Origin of the sequence: Pseudomonas sp. HPB0071 (genome assembly GCF_000478505.2) — a bacterium.
Taxonomy (GTDB): Bacteria; Pseudomonadota; Gammaproteobacteria; order Pseudomonadales; family Pseudomonadaceae; genus Chryseomonas; species Chryseomonas luteola.
The window spans coordinates 2,931,039-2,949,285 of the sequence record NZ_KI517367.1; the positions used below are offsets into that span (position 1 = coordinate 2,931,039).

Consider the following 18,247-nt stretch of genomic DNA (forward strand, 5'->3'; position numbering starts at 1 on the left):
CATAGAGCGAGCCTCGATCAGCCTGATCGGGCTCGTCTTCTTTTTGGGAAAAGCGCTTAATCCAGGCGCACAGTTGAAAAATCGTTTTTACCCAGAGGGCTCATGACAAAGCCGCTGACGTTGCTACGTGTCACAACGTTCCTCACAGGCTGTGAGGTGGGAATCCAGGGGATTTCGTTGTGAAAGATCTCCTGGGCCTTGCGGTAGAGCTCAGCGCGCTTGTCCAGATTACTGGTACGGCGAGCCTGCTCTACCAGCGAGTCGAACTCGGCATTGCACCAGCGTGCACGGTTCTCGCCGTTTTTGGCTGCCGAGCAGGTGAGGTTGGGTGACAGGAAATTGTCCGGATCGGCATTGTCACTGACCCAGCTCATGCTGAGGATATCGTGTTCACCCTGCTTGCCACGACGAACAAATTCGCCCCATTCGTACTGACGAATATTGACCTTGATACCGATCTTGGCCATGTCTCCCTGAAACAGCTGGGCGACTCGCAAGGTATTTCCCGAGGGGCCTGACCCGGTAGAGCTCATATAGGTCAATTCCAGCCCGTTGGGGTAGCCCGCTTCGGCCAAGAGCTGCCTGGCCTTTTCCAAGTCATACGGCCAGGGTTTGATATCGGTGTTATAGCCCAGCATGGCAGGGGGATAGGGACCCCAGACCGGCTTGGCTGCGCCTTCACCGTACAGGGCCTTGATCGTACCCTCCTGATCGGTTGCCATGGCAATGGCCTGACGGACGCGTACATCGCTGAGTGGCTTGTGCGTTACGTTCAGAGCATTGAAGCCTATGGTCAGCTCCTCGACGCTCAGTACTTTCAGATTGGGGTCTTTTTTTAACGCCGGAACGTCTGACGGCTTGGGGGTCAGTGAAATCTGGCATTCGCCTCGCTTCAGACGTTGCAGGCGCACGCTGGAGTCCAGTGTAATGGCTTGTACCAGATCGACTGCTGGCGCACCGTCCCAATAGTTGGAGTTGGCCTTGTAGCGCACCTGCGAGTCGCGGCTGTAGCGCTCGAAAACAAAAGGTCCCGTACCTACCGGTTTGAACCCCAGATCATCAGTTTTTCCGCTCTTGAGCAGCTGATCAGCATATTCAGCTGAGAGAATTGAGGTAAAACCCATGGCCAGATCAGCCAGGAAGGGCGATTCTTCATGTTGAAGAACAAAGCGCACCGTATGGTCGTCGACCTTTTCAATATGGTCGATGATCTTGCTCATCTCCATCGAGTCGGAGAAGGGGAAGCCTTTGCTGGCTAATTCGTGCCAGGGGTGCTTGGGATCGATCTGACGCTCGAAGCTCCAGATTACATCATCGGCCGTCAGCTCACGGGTAGGCTTGAAGTAGCTGGTACTATGAAATTTAACACCCTTGCGCAGGTAAAACGTGTACTGGAGACCATCCGGGCTGATGTCCCACCGCTCGGCCAGTGACGGCTGAAGCTCCGTCGTGCCGGGTTTGAACTCCACCAGCCGGTTATAAAGAGGCTCATCTGCCGCATCGGCTGTATAACGCGAGGAGTGAACCGCCGGATCGAATGTCTCCGGACTGGCCTCGGTACATGCCACCAACGTTTTGGCTTGTGCCTGTACAGCCGTTGCCAACGCAACCGCCAACAGACAGGTATTCAGCCTGAATGCAGCTTTCATCTTTCGTTAGGCTCCATGGTGAGGCGGTAACAGTCGGGTTGCGACTGTAACCGCTTGCAATCCCGTCGATGGGTATCGGCGGAAGGTGTCCCTGCCGGGGTCCGCTGGCATCGCTCGGGTAAAGCGTCGCACCAGAGGAAATCCGGCAAACCGGCTGCCTGCGTGCTGATCGAGCACGTCGCCGGCGGCAATACAGGACAGCCTGCCTCTCATCGGGCAAGGCTGACGCCATAGAATGCGCTAAGCCCGAAGGGGCTGATCTTGAAGTCCTGGACTTCCTTGCGCATGGGTTGATAAACGATGGAATGGGCGATCGGTGTGATCGGCACGGCGTCCTTCAGCACATGCTGCGCCTGCTTGTACAAGCGAATACGTTCCTCACGATCATTGCTGATCTTGGCCTGTTTGATCAGCTTGTCATAGGCCGGATCGCACCATTTGGAGTAGTTGCTGCCATTGACGGCATCGCAGCTGTATAAAACGCCCAGCCAGTTGTCTGGATCACCATTGTCTCCGGTCCAGCCGTAGATCATTACATCGTGTTCGCCCTGACGGGCACGCTTGATGTACTCGCCCCACTCATACGTGACGATGTTGGCCTTGATGCCGATCCTGGCCCAGTCCGCCTGTACCATCTGCGCAGACAGGCGGGCGTTGGGGTTGGATGCGCGAACGACCGGCATGGCCCATAGGTTGAGCTGTGTGCCTTGCTTGATACCGGCCTTCTTGAGGAGCGCCTTGGCCTTTTCCGGATCGTAGGGGGCATCCTTGATCGTGTCGTCATAGGACCACTGCGCCGGTGGCATGGAGTTGGTGGCGAGCTTTCCATTACCCTGGTAGACGGCATCGATGATGGCCTTCTTGTTGATGGCCATGTCCAATGCCTGACGGACTTCGAGCTTGTCCAGCGGCGGATGCTGAACGTTGTAGGCGAAATAGCCCAGGTTGAAACCGGGTTGTTGGAGCACCTTCAGGCTGGAGTCTTTCCTGACCTCGGCAATATCTGCCGGACGTGGATAACCACTGATCTGGCACTCACCCGCCTTGAGCTTTTGCAGGCGAGTAGCGGCGTCCGTCGTAATGGCAAAGATCAGGTTGTCGAGTTTGACGTCCTCGGGCTTCCAGTAATCCTTGTTGCCCTTGTAACGAATGACCGCATCCTTCTGGTAGCGACTGAATACAAAAGGTCCGGTACCGATCGGGTACTGGTTGATATCGGCTGCTTTGCCCTGCTTGAGCAAATGATCGGCATATTCGGCTGACTGGATGGAGGCAAAGCTCATGGCCAGGTCCGAGGCAAAGGCGGCATCGGTCTGATTCAGCGTAAAGACAACGGTGTAATCGTCTCGCTTTTCGATCTTGGCGATGTTCTTGTCCAGGCCCATGTCGCTGAAGTAGGGGAATTCACTCGGGTAGGCCTTACGGAACGGGTGCTCCTTATCGAGCATACGCTGAAACGTGAACACGACATCGTCGGCATTGAATTCACGTGTCGGCTTGAAGTAGTCGGTCGTATGAAACTTCACGCCCTTGCGCAGATGAAAGGTATAAACCTTGCCGTCTGGAGAAATCTCCCACTTTTCGGCCAGCCCCGGTGTCAGGGTAGTGCCGCCACGCTCGAATTGAACCAGGCGATTGAATACCGTCTCGGCAGACGCATCGAACTCGGTTCCGGAGGTGTACTGAGCAGGGTCGAAACCGGCCGGGCTGGCTTCGGAGCAATACACGAGATTGCTCGCCGCCTGGGCGAGCGGAGCGGCTGCAAGCAGGCTTGCAGTAAGAAAGGAGAGGGCGAAGGACGTACGCATGGATGAATTCCCGTCAGTCAAGTAAAGCGGAGCGTTCGGGGTTTTACCCTACGAACGCTCCGCCGCCAATCACTTGCTGACGCTTACGCCATAGAACTCGTTCAATCCAAAGGGACTGATCTTGAAGTCCTGGACTTCCTTGCGCATCGGCTGGAACACCGTCGAGTGCGCGATCGGCGTAATCGGAACCTGTTGTTTCAGGATCTGCTGAGCCTGCATATACAGCTTGGTCCGCTCGTCCATATCGGTGGTGCGCTTGGCGGCCTTGATCAGCTTGTCGTATTCCGGCTGGCACCAGCGAGAGTAGTTGTTACCGCCGATGGCATCGCAACCGTACAGGGTGCCCAGCCAGTTGTCCGGGTCACCATTGTCGCCGGACCAGCCGATCAGCAGGGTGTCATGTTCACCGGCCTTGGCGCGCTTGTTGTACTCGCCCCATTCATAGCTGACGATCTTGGCCTTGATGCCCACCTTGGCCCAATCCTGCTGGATCATCTCGGCCATCTGACGTGCATTCGGGTTATAGGGACGCTGAACAGGCATGGCCCAGAGGGTGATTTCCGTTCCTTCCTTCACACCAGCCTGCTTGAGGAGCGCCTTGGCTTTTTCCGGGTCGAAGGGTGCATCCTTGAGGCTGTTGTCATAGGACCACTGGGTCGGCGGCATACCGTTGACCGCCATCTGGCCAGCGCCCTGGTAGATCGCGTCGATGATGGCCTTCTTGTTGATAGCCATGTCCAGCGCCTGGCGGACTTCGAGCTTGTCCAGTGGCGGATGCTGAACGTTGTACGCCAGATAACCATCGTTGAAGCCGGGCTGTGAAGGCACCTTCAGGTTGGGATCGTTCTTGAGCCCTTCCAGGTCGGCCGGGCGTGGGTAAACGGTAATCTGGCATTCGCCGGCCTTGAGCTTTTGCATGCGGACCGAGGCGTCGGAACTGATCGAGAAGATCAGGTTGTCCACCTTGGCACCTTCTTCCGGATCCCAATAATCCTTGTTGGCCTTGAAACGAATGACCGCATCTTTCTGGTAGCGGCTGAAGACGAATGGGCCTGTTCCGACAGGTTTCTGGTTGATGTCACTGGGCCGACCGGACTTGAGGAGCTGGTTGGCGTACTCCGAAGACTGGATCACAGCGAATGGCATGGCCAGGTTCTGAATAAACGCCGCGTCGACCTCTTTCAGGGTCATGCGTACCGTGTAGTCGTCCACCTTTTCAAGTTTGGTGATGTTTTCATCGAGGCCCATGTCAGTGAAATAGGGAAACTCGGTGGGGTAGGCCTTACGGAACGCACTGTTCTTGTCTAGCATGCGCTCGAAAGTGAATACCACATCGTCTGCGTTGAATTCGCGGGTCGGCTTGAAGTATTCCGTAGTATGGAATTTCACGCCCTTGCGCAAATGAAAGGTGTAGGTCCTGCCGTCTTCGCTAACATCCCAGCTGCTTGCAAGCCCGGGCTGCACTTTGGTGCCGCCGCGTTCGAACTCGCTCAGGCCATTGAACATGGTTTCAGCAGAGGCATCGAAGTCCGTTCCGGTGGTGTACTGTGCAGGATCGAAGCCTGCCGGGCTGCCCTCAGAGCAAAAAACCAGGTTACTGGCTGCTTGAGCAAATGGGGTTCCGGCCAATAAACCAGCCGCAATGAGAGATGAAAGTAACTTCTTATGCATGCAGACCTCGGTTGGCTGATGTCGACTCAGGCGATGGATACGTCTGGGTCATACAGAAACAGTTGAGACTTTTTGGGTCATTGGGCGGACGCTATGCAGGAGATATGCCTGTAATAGGATGACTGACGAGTCAGTGGCAGGTTGTGGAGTAACACTGAATGTTTGTGTCGCAAAAATATAAAAACAGGCGAGCTAGAGCGGAAAAATGAAACTGTTCCTACGGTAACAGCACCAAATTGTGTTACCGCAGGTGTGTTTTGCACCAAATTAGAGCGATGCAAGCGGGGTCTTTGCTTTAATTTAGGGCGTCTGCACTTCAATGACACCATCGGCCGTGATAGACACTGCGCTAGTACCTGCTTCGATATCCTGGCTGGGTGCGCTTTCAGCGTAAGCCATGATCTTCATTCTCATCATGGGCATAGGGCCGGTAGCGTTGTTGGTTATCAGGTTGAGATTCACAAGCTTGTAACCGGAACCGCCCAGGGCATCGGTTGCTAGTTGAGCACGTGCCTTGAAGGCGTTGACGGCCTCCTTGAGCAGGGCATCTTCACTTTTCTTGCGCGTCTCGTCAGCAACAGTAAAGGTCATGCCGCCCATTTTGAGGGTACCCAACAGGTCGGCTGTCAGGCGGGAAAGGCTGGCAAAGTCACTGCTCTGCAAGTGAAGCTCACCACGCTCGCGCCAGGCGGTAATGGTCTGGCGTTTATCGTCATACAGCGGAAAACTGTTGCGCCCTCCCTGACTGATCTCGACGCCATTGACCTTGCGCGCAGCCTCGACCCCTTCGTTGAGCGCCTTGGTGATGTCCGCCGCCAGTTTGGCAGGGTCATTACCTTGCTGTTCGGTATAAAGCGTTACCTGCATGCGGTCTCGCGGAACATCCTGGCTGACTTCGGCGCGCAGGCTGATCTGGTTGTAACGAGGCTCCTCGGCCTGCGCTGCATGGGAAACACTGATCAGTGCACCCGCTGCCATGATCGACGCCATCCCTCTGGACAAATGTTTAGTCAAGGCAGGTGAGGTGGCGAGACGGGAAAAGACAGGCATCATGGACTCCTTTCGTTCATTAACAGTGACTTCCGTTCTATCCTATGGGTTTGTGCGGCGCTATGTCGCGCCTTGCGGACAGAAATGGGCCAGAGCCACCGTTATACTCGCCGCCCCTGGATAAATACATGTTTGAATCTCCTGTGCAGTGGTTATCCGCTAGTCGTCAAAACCTGGGTCGTCTTGTTCTCATTCGCGTACTGGTGCTGGCTGCCCAAGCCGGTTCGGTAGGGGCTGCCTGGCTCTCCGATATCGTCGAGCTACCATGGCTGGCTATCAGCGCCACATTAGGTCTGTCCGCGCTACTCTGTGGCATCACTGCGCTGCGCCTGAGTCGAGACTGGCCTGTAACCGAGCAGGAGTATGCGGCGCATCTTGCCTTCGACCTGCTTATCCACAGCGTGCTGCTCTACTATGCCGGAGGGGCAACCAATCCCTTCGTGTCCTACTACCTGGTGCCGCTGACCATTGCGGCGGCTACCCTGCCTTGGCTCTACACGTTGCTGCTGGCGGGCCTTGCCTTGGTCAGCTTCACGTTCATGCTGATCTGGTTCCGGCCACTGCAACTTCTGATCAACCCAGGTGGCGAAATTCTGAGTTATGGCATGTGGCTGAGCTTTGCGCTATCGGCGGCACTGATCACCTTTTTTGTCGCCAAAATGGCTGAAGCGCTCCGCCACCAAGAGCTGCTGCAGGCCCAGCGCCGTGAGCAGGGGATGCGCGATCAGCAACTACTGGCCGTGGCCACGCAGGCCGCTGGCGCTGCCCATGAGCTGGGTACGCCATTGTCGACCATGAGCGTACTGCTCAAGGAGCTGCGCCAGGAGTACACCGATAAGGCTGAGCTACAGGAAGACCTGTCGCTTCTGCAAGATCAGGTTCAGCTCTGTAAGGAAACCCTGCAGCAGCTGGTGCGCGCCGCTGAAGCGGATCGCCGTCAGACTATTCATGAGCAAACGGCACTGGAGTGGCTGGAAGCCGTACTGAGTCGCTGGCATCTGATGCGGCCCGAGGTCAGTTACCGCTTTGAATGTCCAAGCGTAGGCGCAGCGCCTCGTTTGATTCCACCCACGGATCTGACTCAGGCGCTTCTTAACCTGCTGAACAATGCTGCTGATGCCTGTCCGGATAATCTGCTGGTAACCCTGTCGTGGAGTGCCGCGGAAATATGCCTGTCCATCAGAGATCGTGGCCCGGGTGTACCGCTGGCCATTGCCGAGCAGATCGGTAAACCGTTCTTTACGACCAAGGGTAAAGGCTTTGGTCTAGGGTTATTCTTGAGTCAGGCGAGTGTGACCCGTGTCGGTGGTACAGTGAAGCTGTATAACCATGAAGAAGGCGGCACGCTGACCGAGCTGCGTCTGCCACGTCAGTATCCATTGGTCTGAACTGCTGTCGCGAGGATTACAATGAGCGAAAACATTCAACATGACGATGAGCAGCCCCATCTGCTGCTGGTCGACGACGATGCCACCTTTACCCGCGTCCTGGCACGGGCCATGGATCGTCGCGGGCTGCGCGTATCGGTCGCGGGCTCGGCAGAGGAGGGCTACGAGCTGGCCAAGCAGGATCTGCCCGATTACGCCGTGCTGGACCTGAAAATGGAAGGCGATTCCGGCCTTGTCCTGTTGCCCAAGCTGCTTGAGCTGCATCCCGACATGCGCGTCGTGATTCTTACCGGTTATTCCAGTATTGCCACGGCGGTCGAAGCGATCAAGCGTGGTGCTACGAATTATCTGTGCAAGCCTGCCGACGCAGATGATGTGTTGACCGCGCTACTTTCCCAGCATGCCGATGTGGACAGTCTGGTGCCGGAAAACCCGATGTCGGTCGATCGGTTGCAGTGGGAGCATATCCAGCGGGTATTGAACGAGCACGACGGCAATATTTCGGCAACGGCACGTGCACTCGGAATGCACCGTCGTACTTTGCAGCGCAAGTTGCAGAAGCGTCCGGTTCGTCGCTGATCAGCTGATCCCCTTCCGGCTGGAAGGGGATTGATAAAAATGGACAGAAATCTTTTGTTACGTTTGGTGTGACAGAAACCATTCAGCTTGGCTGCCCTATGATGGCCTTTGGTTACGTTATTACGTGCTTACCGAGCTGGAGCGATGAGAGAAAAAGAGACTCCCGTACCGCCTGTGTATGGTTCGACCAAGGGCCATTTCCTGTCCCGCGTTTGGGCATTGACGATACCCTATTGGCGCAGTGAAGAAAGAAAGCCTGGCTGTTGCTGGTTGCTGTGATAGCTCTTTCGCTGGCGGGTGTCGGCTTGTCAGTGGTATTCAATACCTGGAACCGGTATTTCTACGATGCCCTGCAAAATCATGATCTGAAGTCCTTTACGCGTCTTATTTTGTATTTTTGCGGCTTGGCGGCCCTGTTCATTCTGCTGGCCGTATACCGGCTTTACCTGACCCAGATGCTTACCATCCGGTGGCGACGCTGGCTGACCGAGCAGCATTTCTCGCTATGGCTTAGGCACCGCAACTATTACCACTTGGAGCAGAAGGGGGGGCGCAGACAACCCGGACCAGCGTATTGCCGAAGATCTGAACAGCTTTACGGACATGACGCTCTCTCTGGGGTTGGGATTCATCCGCACCATCGTCAGCCTGATTTCCTTTTCTGTCATCCTGATCACTATGTCAGGCAGTATCGAGCTGTTTGGCATCACCGTTCCTCATTACATGTTCTGGGCTGCAGTACTGTATGCCGCCATCGGCACCGTTCTGACGCATTACATTGGTCGACGGTTGATTGGCCTTAGCAATCAGCAGCAGCGCTATGAAGCGGATCTGCGTTTTGGGTTGATCCGTGTCCGGGAGAATGCCGAGAGCATTGCACTCTATAACGGGGAGCAGAACGAGCAGCAACGGCTCCAGGAACGATTCGGGCACGTCTGGGGCAACTTTTGGATGCTGATGCGCTATCAGAAGCGTCTGACCTTCTTTACCTCTGGCTACTCCCAGATTGCCGTCATCATTGGCGCCGTGCTTTCGGCACCGCGCTATTTCAGTGGCAGGATCCAGCTTGGTGACATGATGCAGATCAGCGACTCGTTCAGTAACGTTCAAGGCAGCTTGAGCTGGTTCATTGACGCATACCTGCAACTGGCGAACTGGCGTGCTGTAACTGATCGTATCCTGAGTTTTCGCGACACCATGCACAGGCATGAGGCTCAGGCTTCCGCCATTACGCTGGAGCGCGGCGAGGATGCATTGGTATTCGACAGGCTCCAGGTTTCGCTGGCCAACCAGACGCACTCACTGATCGACCCTATCAGCGGCCGCATTGAGTCAGGCGAGCATGTGCTTATCAGCGGTCCCTCAGGGGGTGGCAAAAGCACCCTGCTACGGGTTATCGCAGGGCTGTGGCCCTATGGTAGCGGGACAGTAAGTCTCCCGATTGGTCGATGCCTATTTCTGCCGCAACGACCTTACCTGCCTATTGGAACATTAAGGGCTGCGTTGAATTATCCTGGGGAAGTTCAGCATGCGCCAGAGTGCCTCGAGAGCGTGCTAAGGCAATGCCGTCTGGCGCATCTGGTTTCTGTCATGGACGAGGCTAACCATTGGGAACGGCGCCTCTCTCCTGGAGAGCAACAGCGCCTGGCCATTGCTCGGGCTATCCTGTACCAACCGCACTGGCTGTTTCTGGATGAAGCGACTTCTGCCCTGGATGAGCGTGATCAAACCGCCATGTACACCTTGTTACGAGAGCACTTACCCGATACGACACTGGTGAGTGTAGGGCATCGAAGCAGTCTGCAACGCTTCCATCAGCGGATCTTGCGCCTGGAGGAGGGCATCCTCAAGGACGTTACTGTCTATGAAAGTGCCCAACTTTAGATTAATAGGGTCATCCTACAACGCGGTTACGCTATTATGGTTCATATTTCCAAGACGCCCTGAATGAACCCTTATGCAAAACAGTAACGTGACTCCTCGCCCACGTAAAAAGTCTCGCAGTCTGGCCGAAAACGTTGTCGAGGTCATGAAGGCTCGTATTCGTGACGGCGACCTGAAACCCGGCGACAAGCTGCCGACCGAGTCGGCCATCATGCAGGAGCAGGGCGTCAGCCGAACGGTGGTCCGTGAGGCGATCTCGCGCCTGCAGGCTGCAGGGCATGTCGAAACGCGCCACGGGATCGGTACGTTTGTGCTGGAGCGGCCTGCCGAGGGGCCACTGTTCATCGATCCGGCTACCATCACAACCTTGCGTGATGTGTTGGCAATGCTTGAGTTGCGAATCAGTCTGGAGGTTGAAGCTGCCGGTCTGGCGGCGCAGCGCCGAAATGACGAGCAGCTTCAGGAGATGCGTCGTCTGCTGGATCAAATGAAAGCTCGCACCGAGCAGCCTGCCGAGGCTGTCAGTTTCGATCTGCAGTTTCATTTGCAAATTGCCATGTCTACGGGCAATCGTTATTTCAGCGACATCATGACCTACCTCAGTAGCGTTCTGATCCCCCGCACCCGTCTCAACTCAGCTTACCTGGCTCACGATGATCAGCAGCGCTATCAGCTGCGCCTGGATGGCGAGCATGAAGACATCTACAACGCTATCGCTCGGCAGGACACTGATGCGGCACGTGCAGCGATGCGCCTGCATCTAACCAACAGTCGCGAGCGACTACGTCGAGCCAATGAAGAGGTAGGAACAGGCCAGAATTCACGCTGATTAAAAAATCTGCGTAAGGGGAGTTGTACCCTGGAATCTATAGTTGTACGATGACTGATAACGGGCGATAGCCTGTCTCATTAACTTCTGTATGCCGTCAGGCCAGGGTGCAACAAAAATGACTCCACAAGAACTCAAGCACACCCTTTCATCCGGATTGCTGTCCTTTCCGGTAACCGATTTCGATGCGCAGGGCGACTTCCGCCGCGATACCTACATCAAGCGTCTGGAATGGCTGGCGCCCTACGGTGCCAGCGCCCTGTTTGCGGCGGGCGGCACCGGTGAGTTCTTCTCGCTGGACCAGAAGGAATACTCCGACATCATCAAAACGGCCGTGGACACCTGCAAGGGCATGGTCCCGATTCTGGCCGGTGCCGGTGGCCCAACCCGCGTGGCGATCCAGCAGGCTCAGGAAGCCGAGCGCCTGGGTGCCCAGGGCATCCTGTTGCTACCGCACTACCTGACCGAAGCCAGCCCTGAAGGCGTGGCCGCGCATGTCGAGGCGGTGTGCAAGTCCGTCAAGTTTGGCGTGGTGGTGTACAACCGCAACGTCTGTCGCCTGAAGCCTGACCAGCTGGAAATGCTGGCCGAGCGTTGCCCGAATCTGATCGGCTTCAAGGATGGCATGGGTGACATCGAGCTGATGGTCTCCATCCGCCGTCGCCTGGGTGATCGCTTCACCTACCTGGGCGGTCTGCCGACCGCTGAAGTCTATGCCGCGGCCTACAAGGCGCTGGGTGTACCGGTGTACTCCTCGGCGGTGTTCAACTTTGTTCCCAAGACGGCCATGGACTTCTACAAGGCCATCGCTGCGGATGACCACGAGACCGTGGGCAAGCTGATCGATGACTTCTTCCTGCCGTACCTGGACATCCGTAACCGCTGCGCAGGTTATGCGGTAAGCATCGTCAAGGCCGGTGCGAAGATCGCAGGTTACGACGCCGGTCCGGTACGTGCACCGCTGACTGATCTCAAGCCTGACGAGTACGAGCGTCTGGCTGCGCTGATGGACAAACTCGGTCCGCAGTAAGTGTGTAAATGGCTGACTGGTTTTAGTAGACCAGTCAGCCATTTTTGTTTTATTGTGTTCTGAAATGATTGCGCTATCATTTGGTTGTGTAAGCAAAGGCGATGTTCTCGCCTGGCTATAAAAGACTACCCGCGACAAGAATAACGAGTGGGGGCAGAGTGAATATCAACCGAGTCAGTGTGACATCGCTTGCCTTGTCAGGCACTTCATTGCTCGGTGCTCTTGGCATTCGCAGACCCCGCATTCTGCGCGCGATCAGCTTTTCTGAACGCTTATCTTTAGTCATCCCGCTTGCCATGGTCGGCTCCCTTATCGGAACGCTAAGGGTTGCCAGAACCTGTCATTTGTCCAGTGGCGGGTCGATCAGGTGCTCTTTATTGCAACCAGTGGCGAAGCGTGGAGAAGCGTCCGCGTGTGTATCGGTGACTCACAGCGGAGGTATGGGGATGGATGAGTTGACCGTCGGTTTACGTTGAATAACAGAACGCGGGCAGAGCATCGCTCTGTTCGCATGCCTTAGCCTGAGTGAGTATAAGAAGGAGTGAGTCATGCAGTTGATTGAACACCAGGACTCGCCTCGTTACATCCGACTTCATGCTGACGATAACGTCGCAATCGTTGTAAACGAGCAAGGTGTTGCAGCCGGTGGCCAGTTTCCAGACGGTCTCGTGACCATCGAGGCCGTTCCGCAAAGTCACAAGGTAACGCTGGTTGATATCCCCGAAGGCGGCGCTGTTCTGCGCTATGGCACAGTGATCGGATATGCCCTGAAACCCATTCTACGGGGCTCCTGGGTGAAAGAGGAGTTGCTTAGCCTGCCTTCGCCGCCCCCGCTGGACAACCTGCCGCTGGCAACTGATGTACCGCCTACCCAGCCTCCGCTGGAAGGTTTTACCTTTGAGGGTTTCAGAAACCCGGACGGTAGCGTCGGGACGCGCAATATCCTGGGTGTGACCACCACGGTTCAATGTGTGACCGGTGTGCTTGATCATTGCATCGAGCGTGCCCGTAAGGAACTGCTGCCTAAATATCCGTATGTGGATGACGTCATCGCATTGACTCACAGCTATGGTTGCGGTGTAGCGATCAACGCCCCCGATGCTGTCGTACCCATTCGTACGCTGCGTAACATCAGTCGTAATCCCAACCTCGGTGGCCAGGCACTTGTCATCAGCCTGGGATGTGAAAAGCTTCAGGCCAGCCAGATCATGCCGGACGATGAATTGCCTTCTGGTATCGATGAAGAGGAATGGCTGTTCCGCCTCCAGGATTCCAATACCGGTTTCAGCGGTATGGTCGAGCAGATTCTTGGCATGATCGAGGATCGCCTGAAGGTGCTGAACGAGCGCCGTCGTGAGCCATGTCCGGCTTCCGATCTGGTGGTCGGTATGCAGTGCGGCGGCAGTGACGCCTTTTCCGGGGTAACAGCCAATCCGGCATTAGGTGTTGCGGCTGACCTGTTAGTGCGCGCAGGGGCTACCGTGATGTTCTCGGAAAACACCGAGGTGCGCGACGGTATCCATCTGCTGACCTCGCGGGCGGCTACACCTGAAGTCGCCAAGGCCTTGGTTCGTGAAATGGATTGGTACGACCGCTATCTGGATCGCGGCATGGCGGATCGCAGTGCAAATACGACGCCCGGTAACAAGAAGGGTGGCCTGAACAACATCGTGGAAAAGGCCATGGGCTCGATTGCCAAGTCGGGTTCCAGTCCTATTGCAGGGGTGGTATCGCCAGGCGAGCGTGTCAAGGGTAAAGGCCTGTATTACTGCGCAACACCTGCCAGTGACTTTATCTGCGGTACGCTTCAACTGGCTGCCGGTATGAACCTGCACATTTTTACTACAGGTCGCGGAACGCCTTATGGTCTGGCCATGGTGCCTGTCATCAAGGTAGCAACACGCACCCAGCTGGCCGAGCGCTGGCCGGATCTGATCGACGTAGACGCCGGTCGGGTGACATCGGGCCGAATGACACTGGAAGAGTTGGGTTGGGAGATTTTCCATCTCTACCTGGATGTTGCCAGTGGCCGCAAAAAGACATGGGCTGAACACCACAAGCTGCATAACGATCTGACACTGTTTAATCCGGCTCCAGTGACCTGATGGCTAAGTGAAGTACAAAACAGCGGAGCTTGGTGCTCCGCTGTTTTTTGCCTATCAGGATAAGCGCCTGGTTCGGGACAGCGAATTGAAAGGGCGTCCCTCATGCCAGGACGCTAGCTAGGTATAAGGCAAGCTGACCTCTCTGCTCCAACGCATTATTAGCCCCGTCTAGTCAAATCAGTCCAAGGCCCTGATCTGGACTTTCGCAACGCCATCAGAAATCAAGCCGATTGAACTGGCCGCATTGCGTGACAGATCAATAATCCGTCCACGTACGTGAGGACCACGGTCATTGATGCGTACGACTGCACGCTTTCCGTTGCTCAGGTTGGTCACCTCGACTCGCGTGCCAAAGGGCAGCGTACGATGAGCGGCTGTCATCTCCGAAGGATTGTAGCGTTCTCCGCTGGCAGTGCGGCGTCCGGCATGGCGTTTGGCGTAGTAAGAAGCGAGGCCGGAGTCCTGGTAACCATGAACAGCAGCAGGTGACATGGGTGAAGAATAAGGCTCTCGGTTGGCACACCCGGCAAACAGTATGGTGAGCGATAGAAGAGCAATGCGTAGGCTCCATGACATATCGAAAGCTTCCTGGCGATTTGATATCAGATTGGCTATATGACTCTCTTGAGTTCAAGCCGTTTCGCTGTAATTACGTGCTGAAACACATTCCAGGACTAGTCCGACATTCAGCCCTGAAGATTGTATAAGCGTGCGTAATCTATAGGCGCAGGCCAAGTCCATCGCTCAGAAAGCTCGACTGCTTCGCATCGGCTGAAAAAGAAAAATGAAGAAAGAAGAAGTAGATTCGTGAGTGGCATAGCCATGACGCAAGGTTGCGTCATGGCTATCGGAGGAGGTTAACCTGCCAGCTTTTTCTTCAGCAATTCGTTGACTTGCTGAGGATTGGCCTTGCCTTTGGAGGCCTTCATCGCCTGGCCTACGAAGAAGCCAAACATCTTTCCGCGCTTGGCCTCATCACTGGCACGGTACTGCTCGACCTGGGCGGCGTTGGCTGCCAGGACTTCATCCAGCATGGACTCAATAGCGCCGGTGTCGGTTACCTGCTTGAGCCCCTTCTTTTCGATGATCTCATCGGCAGAACCTTCGCCAGCGGCCATGGCTTCGAACACCATCTTGGCGATCTTGCCGGAAATGGTGTTGTCCTTGATACGCAGGATCATGCCGCCCAAATGCTCAGCGGAAACTGGCGAGTCGGCGATATCCAGATCCTGCTTGTTGAGCAGGCTGGAAAGCTCGCCCATGACCCAGTTGGCGGCCAATTTGGCATCGCCGCTGACCTGTTGGACCTGCTCGAAATAATCGGCCATTTCACGGCTGGAGGAGAGGACCGTCGCGTCATACGTAGATAGGCCAAAGTCACGCTCGAAGCGCTCACGCTTCTGCTGCGGCAGCTCTGGCAGCAGACTCCGTGTCTCTTCGAGAAAACTGTCTTCGATCACCACGGGCAGAAGGTCAGGGTCAGGAAAGTAGCGATAGTCGTTTGCTTCTTCCTTGCTGCGCATAGCCCTTGTGTCATCGAGGTTAGGGTCGTATAGACGCGTTTCCTGAATGACTTTGCCACCATCCTCAATGAGGTCAATCTGGCGTTGAACCTCACGATTGATCGCCTTCTCGATGAAGCGGAACGAGTTAACGTTCTTGATCTCGGCGCGAGTACCAAACTCGGCCTGACCTTTCGGACGAACCGAGACGTTGCAGTCGCAACGCAGCGAGCCCTCGTTCATGTTGCCATCACAGATGCCCAGGTAACGCACGAGTGCATGAATGGCCTTTACGTAGGCAACGGCTTCCTTGGCGCTGCGGATGTCCGGCTCAGAGACGATCTCCAGGAGTGGCGTGCCGGCGCGGTTCAGGTCGATGCCCGTCATGCCCTGGAAGTCCTCGTGCAGGCTCTTGCCCGCATCTTCTTCCAGATGCGCACGGGTGATACCGATGCGCTTGACGGTACCGTCGTCTAATGTAATGTCCAGGTGGCCCTTGCCTACGATAGGCAATTCCATCTGGCTGATCTGATAGCCCTTGGGCAGGTCAGGGTAGAAGTAGTTCTTGCGCGCAAAAACGTTACGCTGGCCAATGTGTGCGTCGATGGCCAGGCCAAACTTGACGGCCATGCGCACTGCTTCCTGGTTGACTACTGGCAGTACGCCGGGCATGCCCAGGTCGATCAGGCTGGCCTGGGTATTAGGCTCGGCACCAAAGGTGGTGGAGCTGCCAGAAAATATCTTCGATTTCGTGGAGAGCTGTGCGTGAATTTCCAGCCCGATCACGGTTTCCCATTGCATGTGAGTCGTCCTCTGCCTTCTATTCCAGGAACCCAGTCGGGGCTTTCGTATGCCAATCGGTTGCCTTCTGGTACTGATGGGCGATGTTGAGCAGGCGGCCTTCCTGGAAGTAGGGGGCCAGCAGCTGTACGCCAACGGGCAGGCCGTCGACAAAGCCGGCCGGCATCGAAAGACCAGGAACGCCGGCAAGGTTGGCAGTGATGGTATAGATATCCATCAGGTATTCAGCCACGGGATCGTTGTTCTTCTCGCCGAGTTTCCACGCCACGCTGGGCGTCGTCGGGCCAAGAATGACGTCCACATCATTGAAGGCGGTCATGAAGTCGTTCTTAATCAGGCGGCGGATACGTTGTGCCTTCAGGTAGTAGGCATCATAGTAACCGGCAGAAAGTGCATAGGTGCCCACCATGATCCGACGGCGAACCTCATCACCAAAGCCTTCTGCGCGGGAGCGTTTGTACAGATCGGTCAGGTCTGCCGGGTCTTCACAGCGATAACCGAAACGTACACCGTCATAGCGCGACAGGTTGGAAGACGCTTCCGCCGGTGCGATCACGTAATAGGCAGGTATCGCGTGCTGCATGTTTGGCAGACTGATGTCCTTGACGGTTGCGCCCAGCGCCTTCAACGCTTCTACAGCCTTGAGCGTAAGATCTGCGATACGGCTGTCCAAGCCCTCACCGAAATACTCTTTCGGCAGGCCAATGCGCAGGCCGGCGAGCGGCTTGCCCAGGCAGGCCAGATAGTCATCGACCGGTTGGTCTACGCTGGTGGAGTCCTTGGGGTCGAAGCCTGCCATTGCCTGCAAGAGTAGGGCGCAGTCTTCGGCGTTGCGGGCCAGCATGCCGCCCTGATCGAGGCTGGAGGCATATGCAATCATGCCCCAGCGGGAGACGCGCCCATAGGTGGGCTTGAGGCCAGTCAGGTTGGTCAGCGCCGCAGGCTGGCGGATCGAGCCGCCGGTATCGGTACCGGTTGCAGCCGGGACGAGGCGAGCCGCTACTGCCGCCGATGAGCCACCTGAAGAGCCGCCTGGAATACGAGAGGTGTCCCAGGGGTTCTTGACGGGGCCGTAGTGGCTGGATTCGTTGGCCGAGCCCATCGCGAACTCGTCCATATTCAATTTGCCCAAGCTTACAACGCCTGCATCTGCCAGCTTCTGAACCACAGTGGCGTTGTAGGGCGCGATGAAGTTATCAAGCATTTTCGAGCCGCAGCTGGTGCGAATGCCCTGAGTGCAGAAGAGGTCTTTGTGTGCGATCGGTGCCCCTAGGAGCGCGCCGGTTTCGCCCGCTGATCGGCGCTGATCGGCGATTTTGGCCTGCTCAATGGCCTGTGTTTCCGTCACGGTGATAAAGCTGTTGAGCTGTGGATCAACCCGGGCGATGCGGTCCAGCAGGGCGCGAGTCAATTCCTCGGCAGAAAATTCCTTTGCCGATAGCGCACGGCTGATCTCGGCCAGGGTCAACGTATGCATAGGGGTGTCCTTCATTACTCAATCACCTTGGGTACCAGGAACAGGCCGTTTTCGACCGCTGGGGCGATAGTCTGGTAGGCGTCACGCTGATTGGTTTCGGTGACTTCGTCGGGTCGCAGGCGCTGTACGGCCTCCAGCGGGTGCGCCAGAGGTTCGACGTTATCGGTATTGACGGCCTGCATGCGATCAATCAGGCCGAGGATGTCATTCAACGTCCCGGTGGTCCGTTCAATATCGGCATCGTTAAGGCCTAGTCTGGCCAGGTGAGCGATCTTTTCGACGTCGGAGCGTTCGAGCGCCATCGGATTCTCCAGCAATATCGGGGCTTGACCATGGCGAAAGTCATAAATCGAGAGATTTGCACGGTAGGCGGTCAAGCACCGCGTTAAGAAAGGCCTAAGAGGGCCGCAGAAACGAGCAATCTAGCACATCACCGCCTTGCTCAAAATCCCTGCCGTTGTTAGAGTCTGCCGC

13 protein-coding genes and 1 pseudogene are annotated in these 18,247 nt (G+C 56.2%); 6 read left to right on the forward strand and 8 right to left on the reverse strand.

Annotated features, from left to right (window positions below; genetic code table 11):
- Positions 1-56 precede the first annotated feature (56 nt).
- The 4 genes from HMPREF1487_RS13695 to HMPREF1487_RS13710 all read right to left on the reverse strand — a co-directional run bounded on the left by HMPREF1487_RS13695 (position 57) and on the right by HMPREF1487_RS13710 (position 6,178).
- Positions 57-1,649 carry an ABC transporter substrate-binding protein gene (locus HMPREF1487_RS13695; protein ID WP_010797253.1) on the reverse strand — a complete coding sequence of 531 codons (1,593 nt, stop codon included), beginning with the start codon at positions 1,647-1,649 and terminating at the stop codon, positions 57-59.
- Between the two features lie 209 nt (positions 1,650-1,858).
- On the reverse strand, positions 1,859-3,457 hold the full coding sequence (locus tag HMPREF1487_RS13700; protein ID WP_010797254.1) for an ABC transporter substrate-binding protein: 1,599 nt from the start codon (positions 3,455-3,457) through the stop codon (positions 1,859-1,861).
- A gap of 69 nt (positions 3,458-3,526) precedes the next feature.
- Positions 3,527-5,128, reverse strand: a complete 1,602-nt coding sequence (locus HMPREF1487_RS13705; RefSeq protein WP_010797255.1) for an ABC transporter substrate-binding protein — start codon at positions 5,126-5,128, stop codon at positions 3,527-3,529.
- 300 nt (positions 5,129-5,428) lie between these two features.
- Positions 5,429-6,178 (reverse strand): SIMPL domain-containing protein, encoded by a 750-nt coding sequence (locus HMPREF1487_RS13710; protein ID WP_010797256.1) that lies wholly within the window; start codon positions 6,176-6,178, stop codon positions 5,429-5,431.
- Between the two features lie 128 nt (positions 6,179-6,306).
- Between HMPREF1487_RS13710 and HMPREF1487_RS13715 the strand changes: the two genes are divergently transcribed.
- The 6 genes and pseudogenes from HMPREF1487_RS13715 to garD all read left to right on the forward strand — a co-directional run bounded on the left by HMPREF1487_RS13715 (position 6,307) and on the right by garD (position 13,993).
- Positions 6,307-7,566, forward strand: a complete 1,260-nt coding sequence (locus HMPREF1487_RS13715) for an ATP-binding protein (protein WP_010797257.1) — start codon at positions 6,307-6,309, stop codon at positions 7,564-7,566.
- A gap of 21 nt (positions 7,567-7,587) precedes the next feature.
- On the forward strand, positions 7,588-8,145 hold the full coding sequence (locus HMPREF1487_RS13720; protein WP_010797258.1) for a response regulator transcription factor: 558 nt from the start codon (positions 7,588-7,590) through the stop codon (positions 8,143-8,145).
- A gap of 144 nt (positions 8,146-8,289) precedes the next feature.
- Positions 8,290-10,029 (forward strand): annotated as a pseudogene (locus HMPREF1487_RS13725) (ABC transporter ATP-binding protein/permease).
- A 73-nt stretch (positions 10,030-10,102) separates the two neighbouring features.
- Positions 10,103-10,858, forward strand: coding sequence for a FadR/GntR family transcriptional regulator (locus HMPREF1487_RS13730; RefSeq protein WP_010797260.1), 756 nt, complete (start codon positions 10,103-10,105; stop codon positions 10,856-10,858).
- 118 nt (positions 10,859-10,976) lie between these two features.
- Positions 10,977-11,888: a 5-dehydro-4-deoxyglucarate dehydratase gene (kdgD, locus tag HMPREF1487_RS13735; protein ID WP_010797261.1), complete on the forward strand. Its 912-nt coding sequence runs from the start codon at positions 10,977-10,979 to the stop codon at positions 11,886-11,888.
- 548 nt (positions 11,889-12,436) lie between these two features.
- Entirely contained in the window at positions 12,437-13,993 is a 1,557-nt protein-coding gene (gene garD, locus HMPREF1487_RS13745; RefSeq protein ID WP_010797263.1) for a galactarate dehydratase, read from the forward strand.
- A gap of 177 nt (positions 13,994-14,170) precedes the next feature.
- Here garD and HMPREF1487_RS13750 read toward each other — a convergent pair whose 3' ends face one another.
- The 4 genes from HMPREF1487_RS13750 to gatC all read right to left on the reverse strand — a co-directional run bounded on the left by HMPREF1487_RS13750 (position 14,171) and on the right by gatC (position 18,075).
- Positions 14,171-14,569: a septal ring lytic transglycosylase RlpA family protein gene (locus HMPREF1487_RS13750; protein WP_010797264.1), complete on the reverse strand. Its 399-nt coding sequence runs from the start codon at positions 14,567-14,569 to the stop codon at positions 14,171-14,173.
- Between the two features lie 281 nt (positions 14,570-14,850).
- Positions 14,851-16,296, reverse strand: coding sequence for an Asp-tRNA(Asn)/Glu-tRNA(Gln) amidotransferase subunit GatB (gene gatB, locus HMPREF1487_RS13755; protein WP_010797265.1), 1,446 nt, complete (start codon positions 16,294-16,296; stop codon positions 14,851-14,853).
- A gap of 19 nt (positions 16,297-16,315) precedes the next feature.
- A complete protein-coding gene (gatA, locus tag HMPREF1487_RS13760; protein WP_010797266.1) occupies positions 16,316-17,773 on the reverse strand; it encodes an Asp-tRNA(Asn)/Glu-tRNA(Gln) amidotransferase subunit GatA in 1,458 nt (485 codons plus the stop codon).
- A 14-nt stretch (positions 17,774-17,787) separates the two neighbouring features.
- Positions 17,788-18,075 (reverse strand): Asp-tRNA(Asn)/Glu-tRNA(Gln) amidotransferase subunit GatC, encoded by a 288-nt coding sequence (gatC, locus tag HMPREF1487_RS13765; protein ID WP_010797267.1) that lies wholly within the window; start codon positions 18,073-18,075, stop codon positions 17,788-17,790.
- Positions 18,076-18,247: the final 172 nt, after the last annotated feature.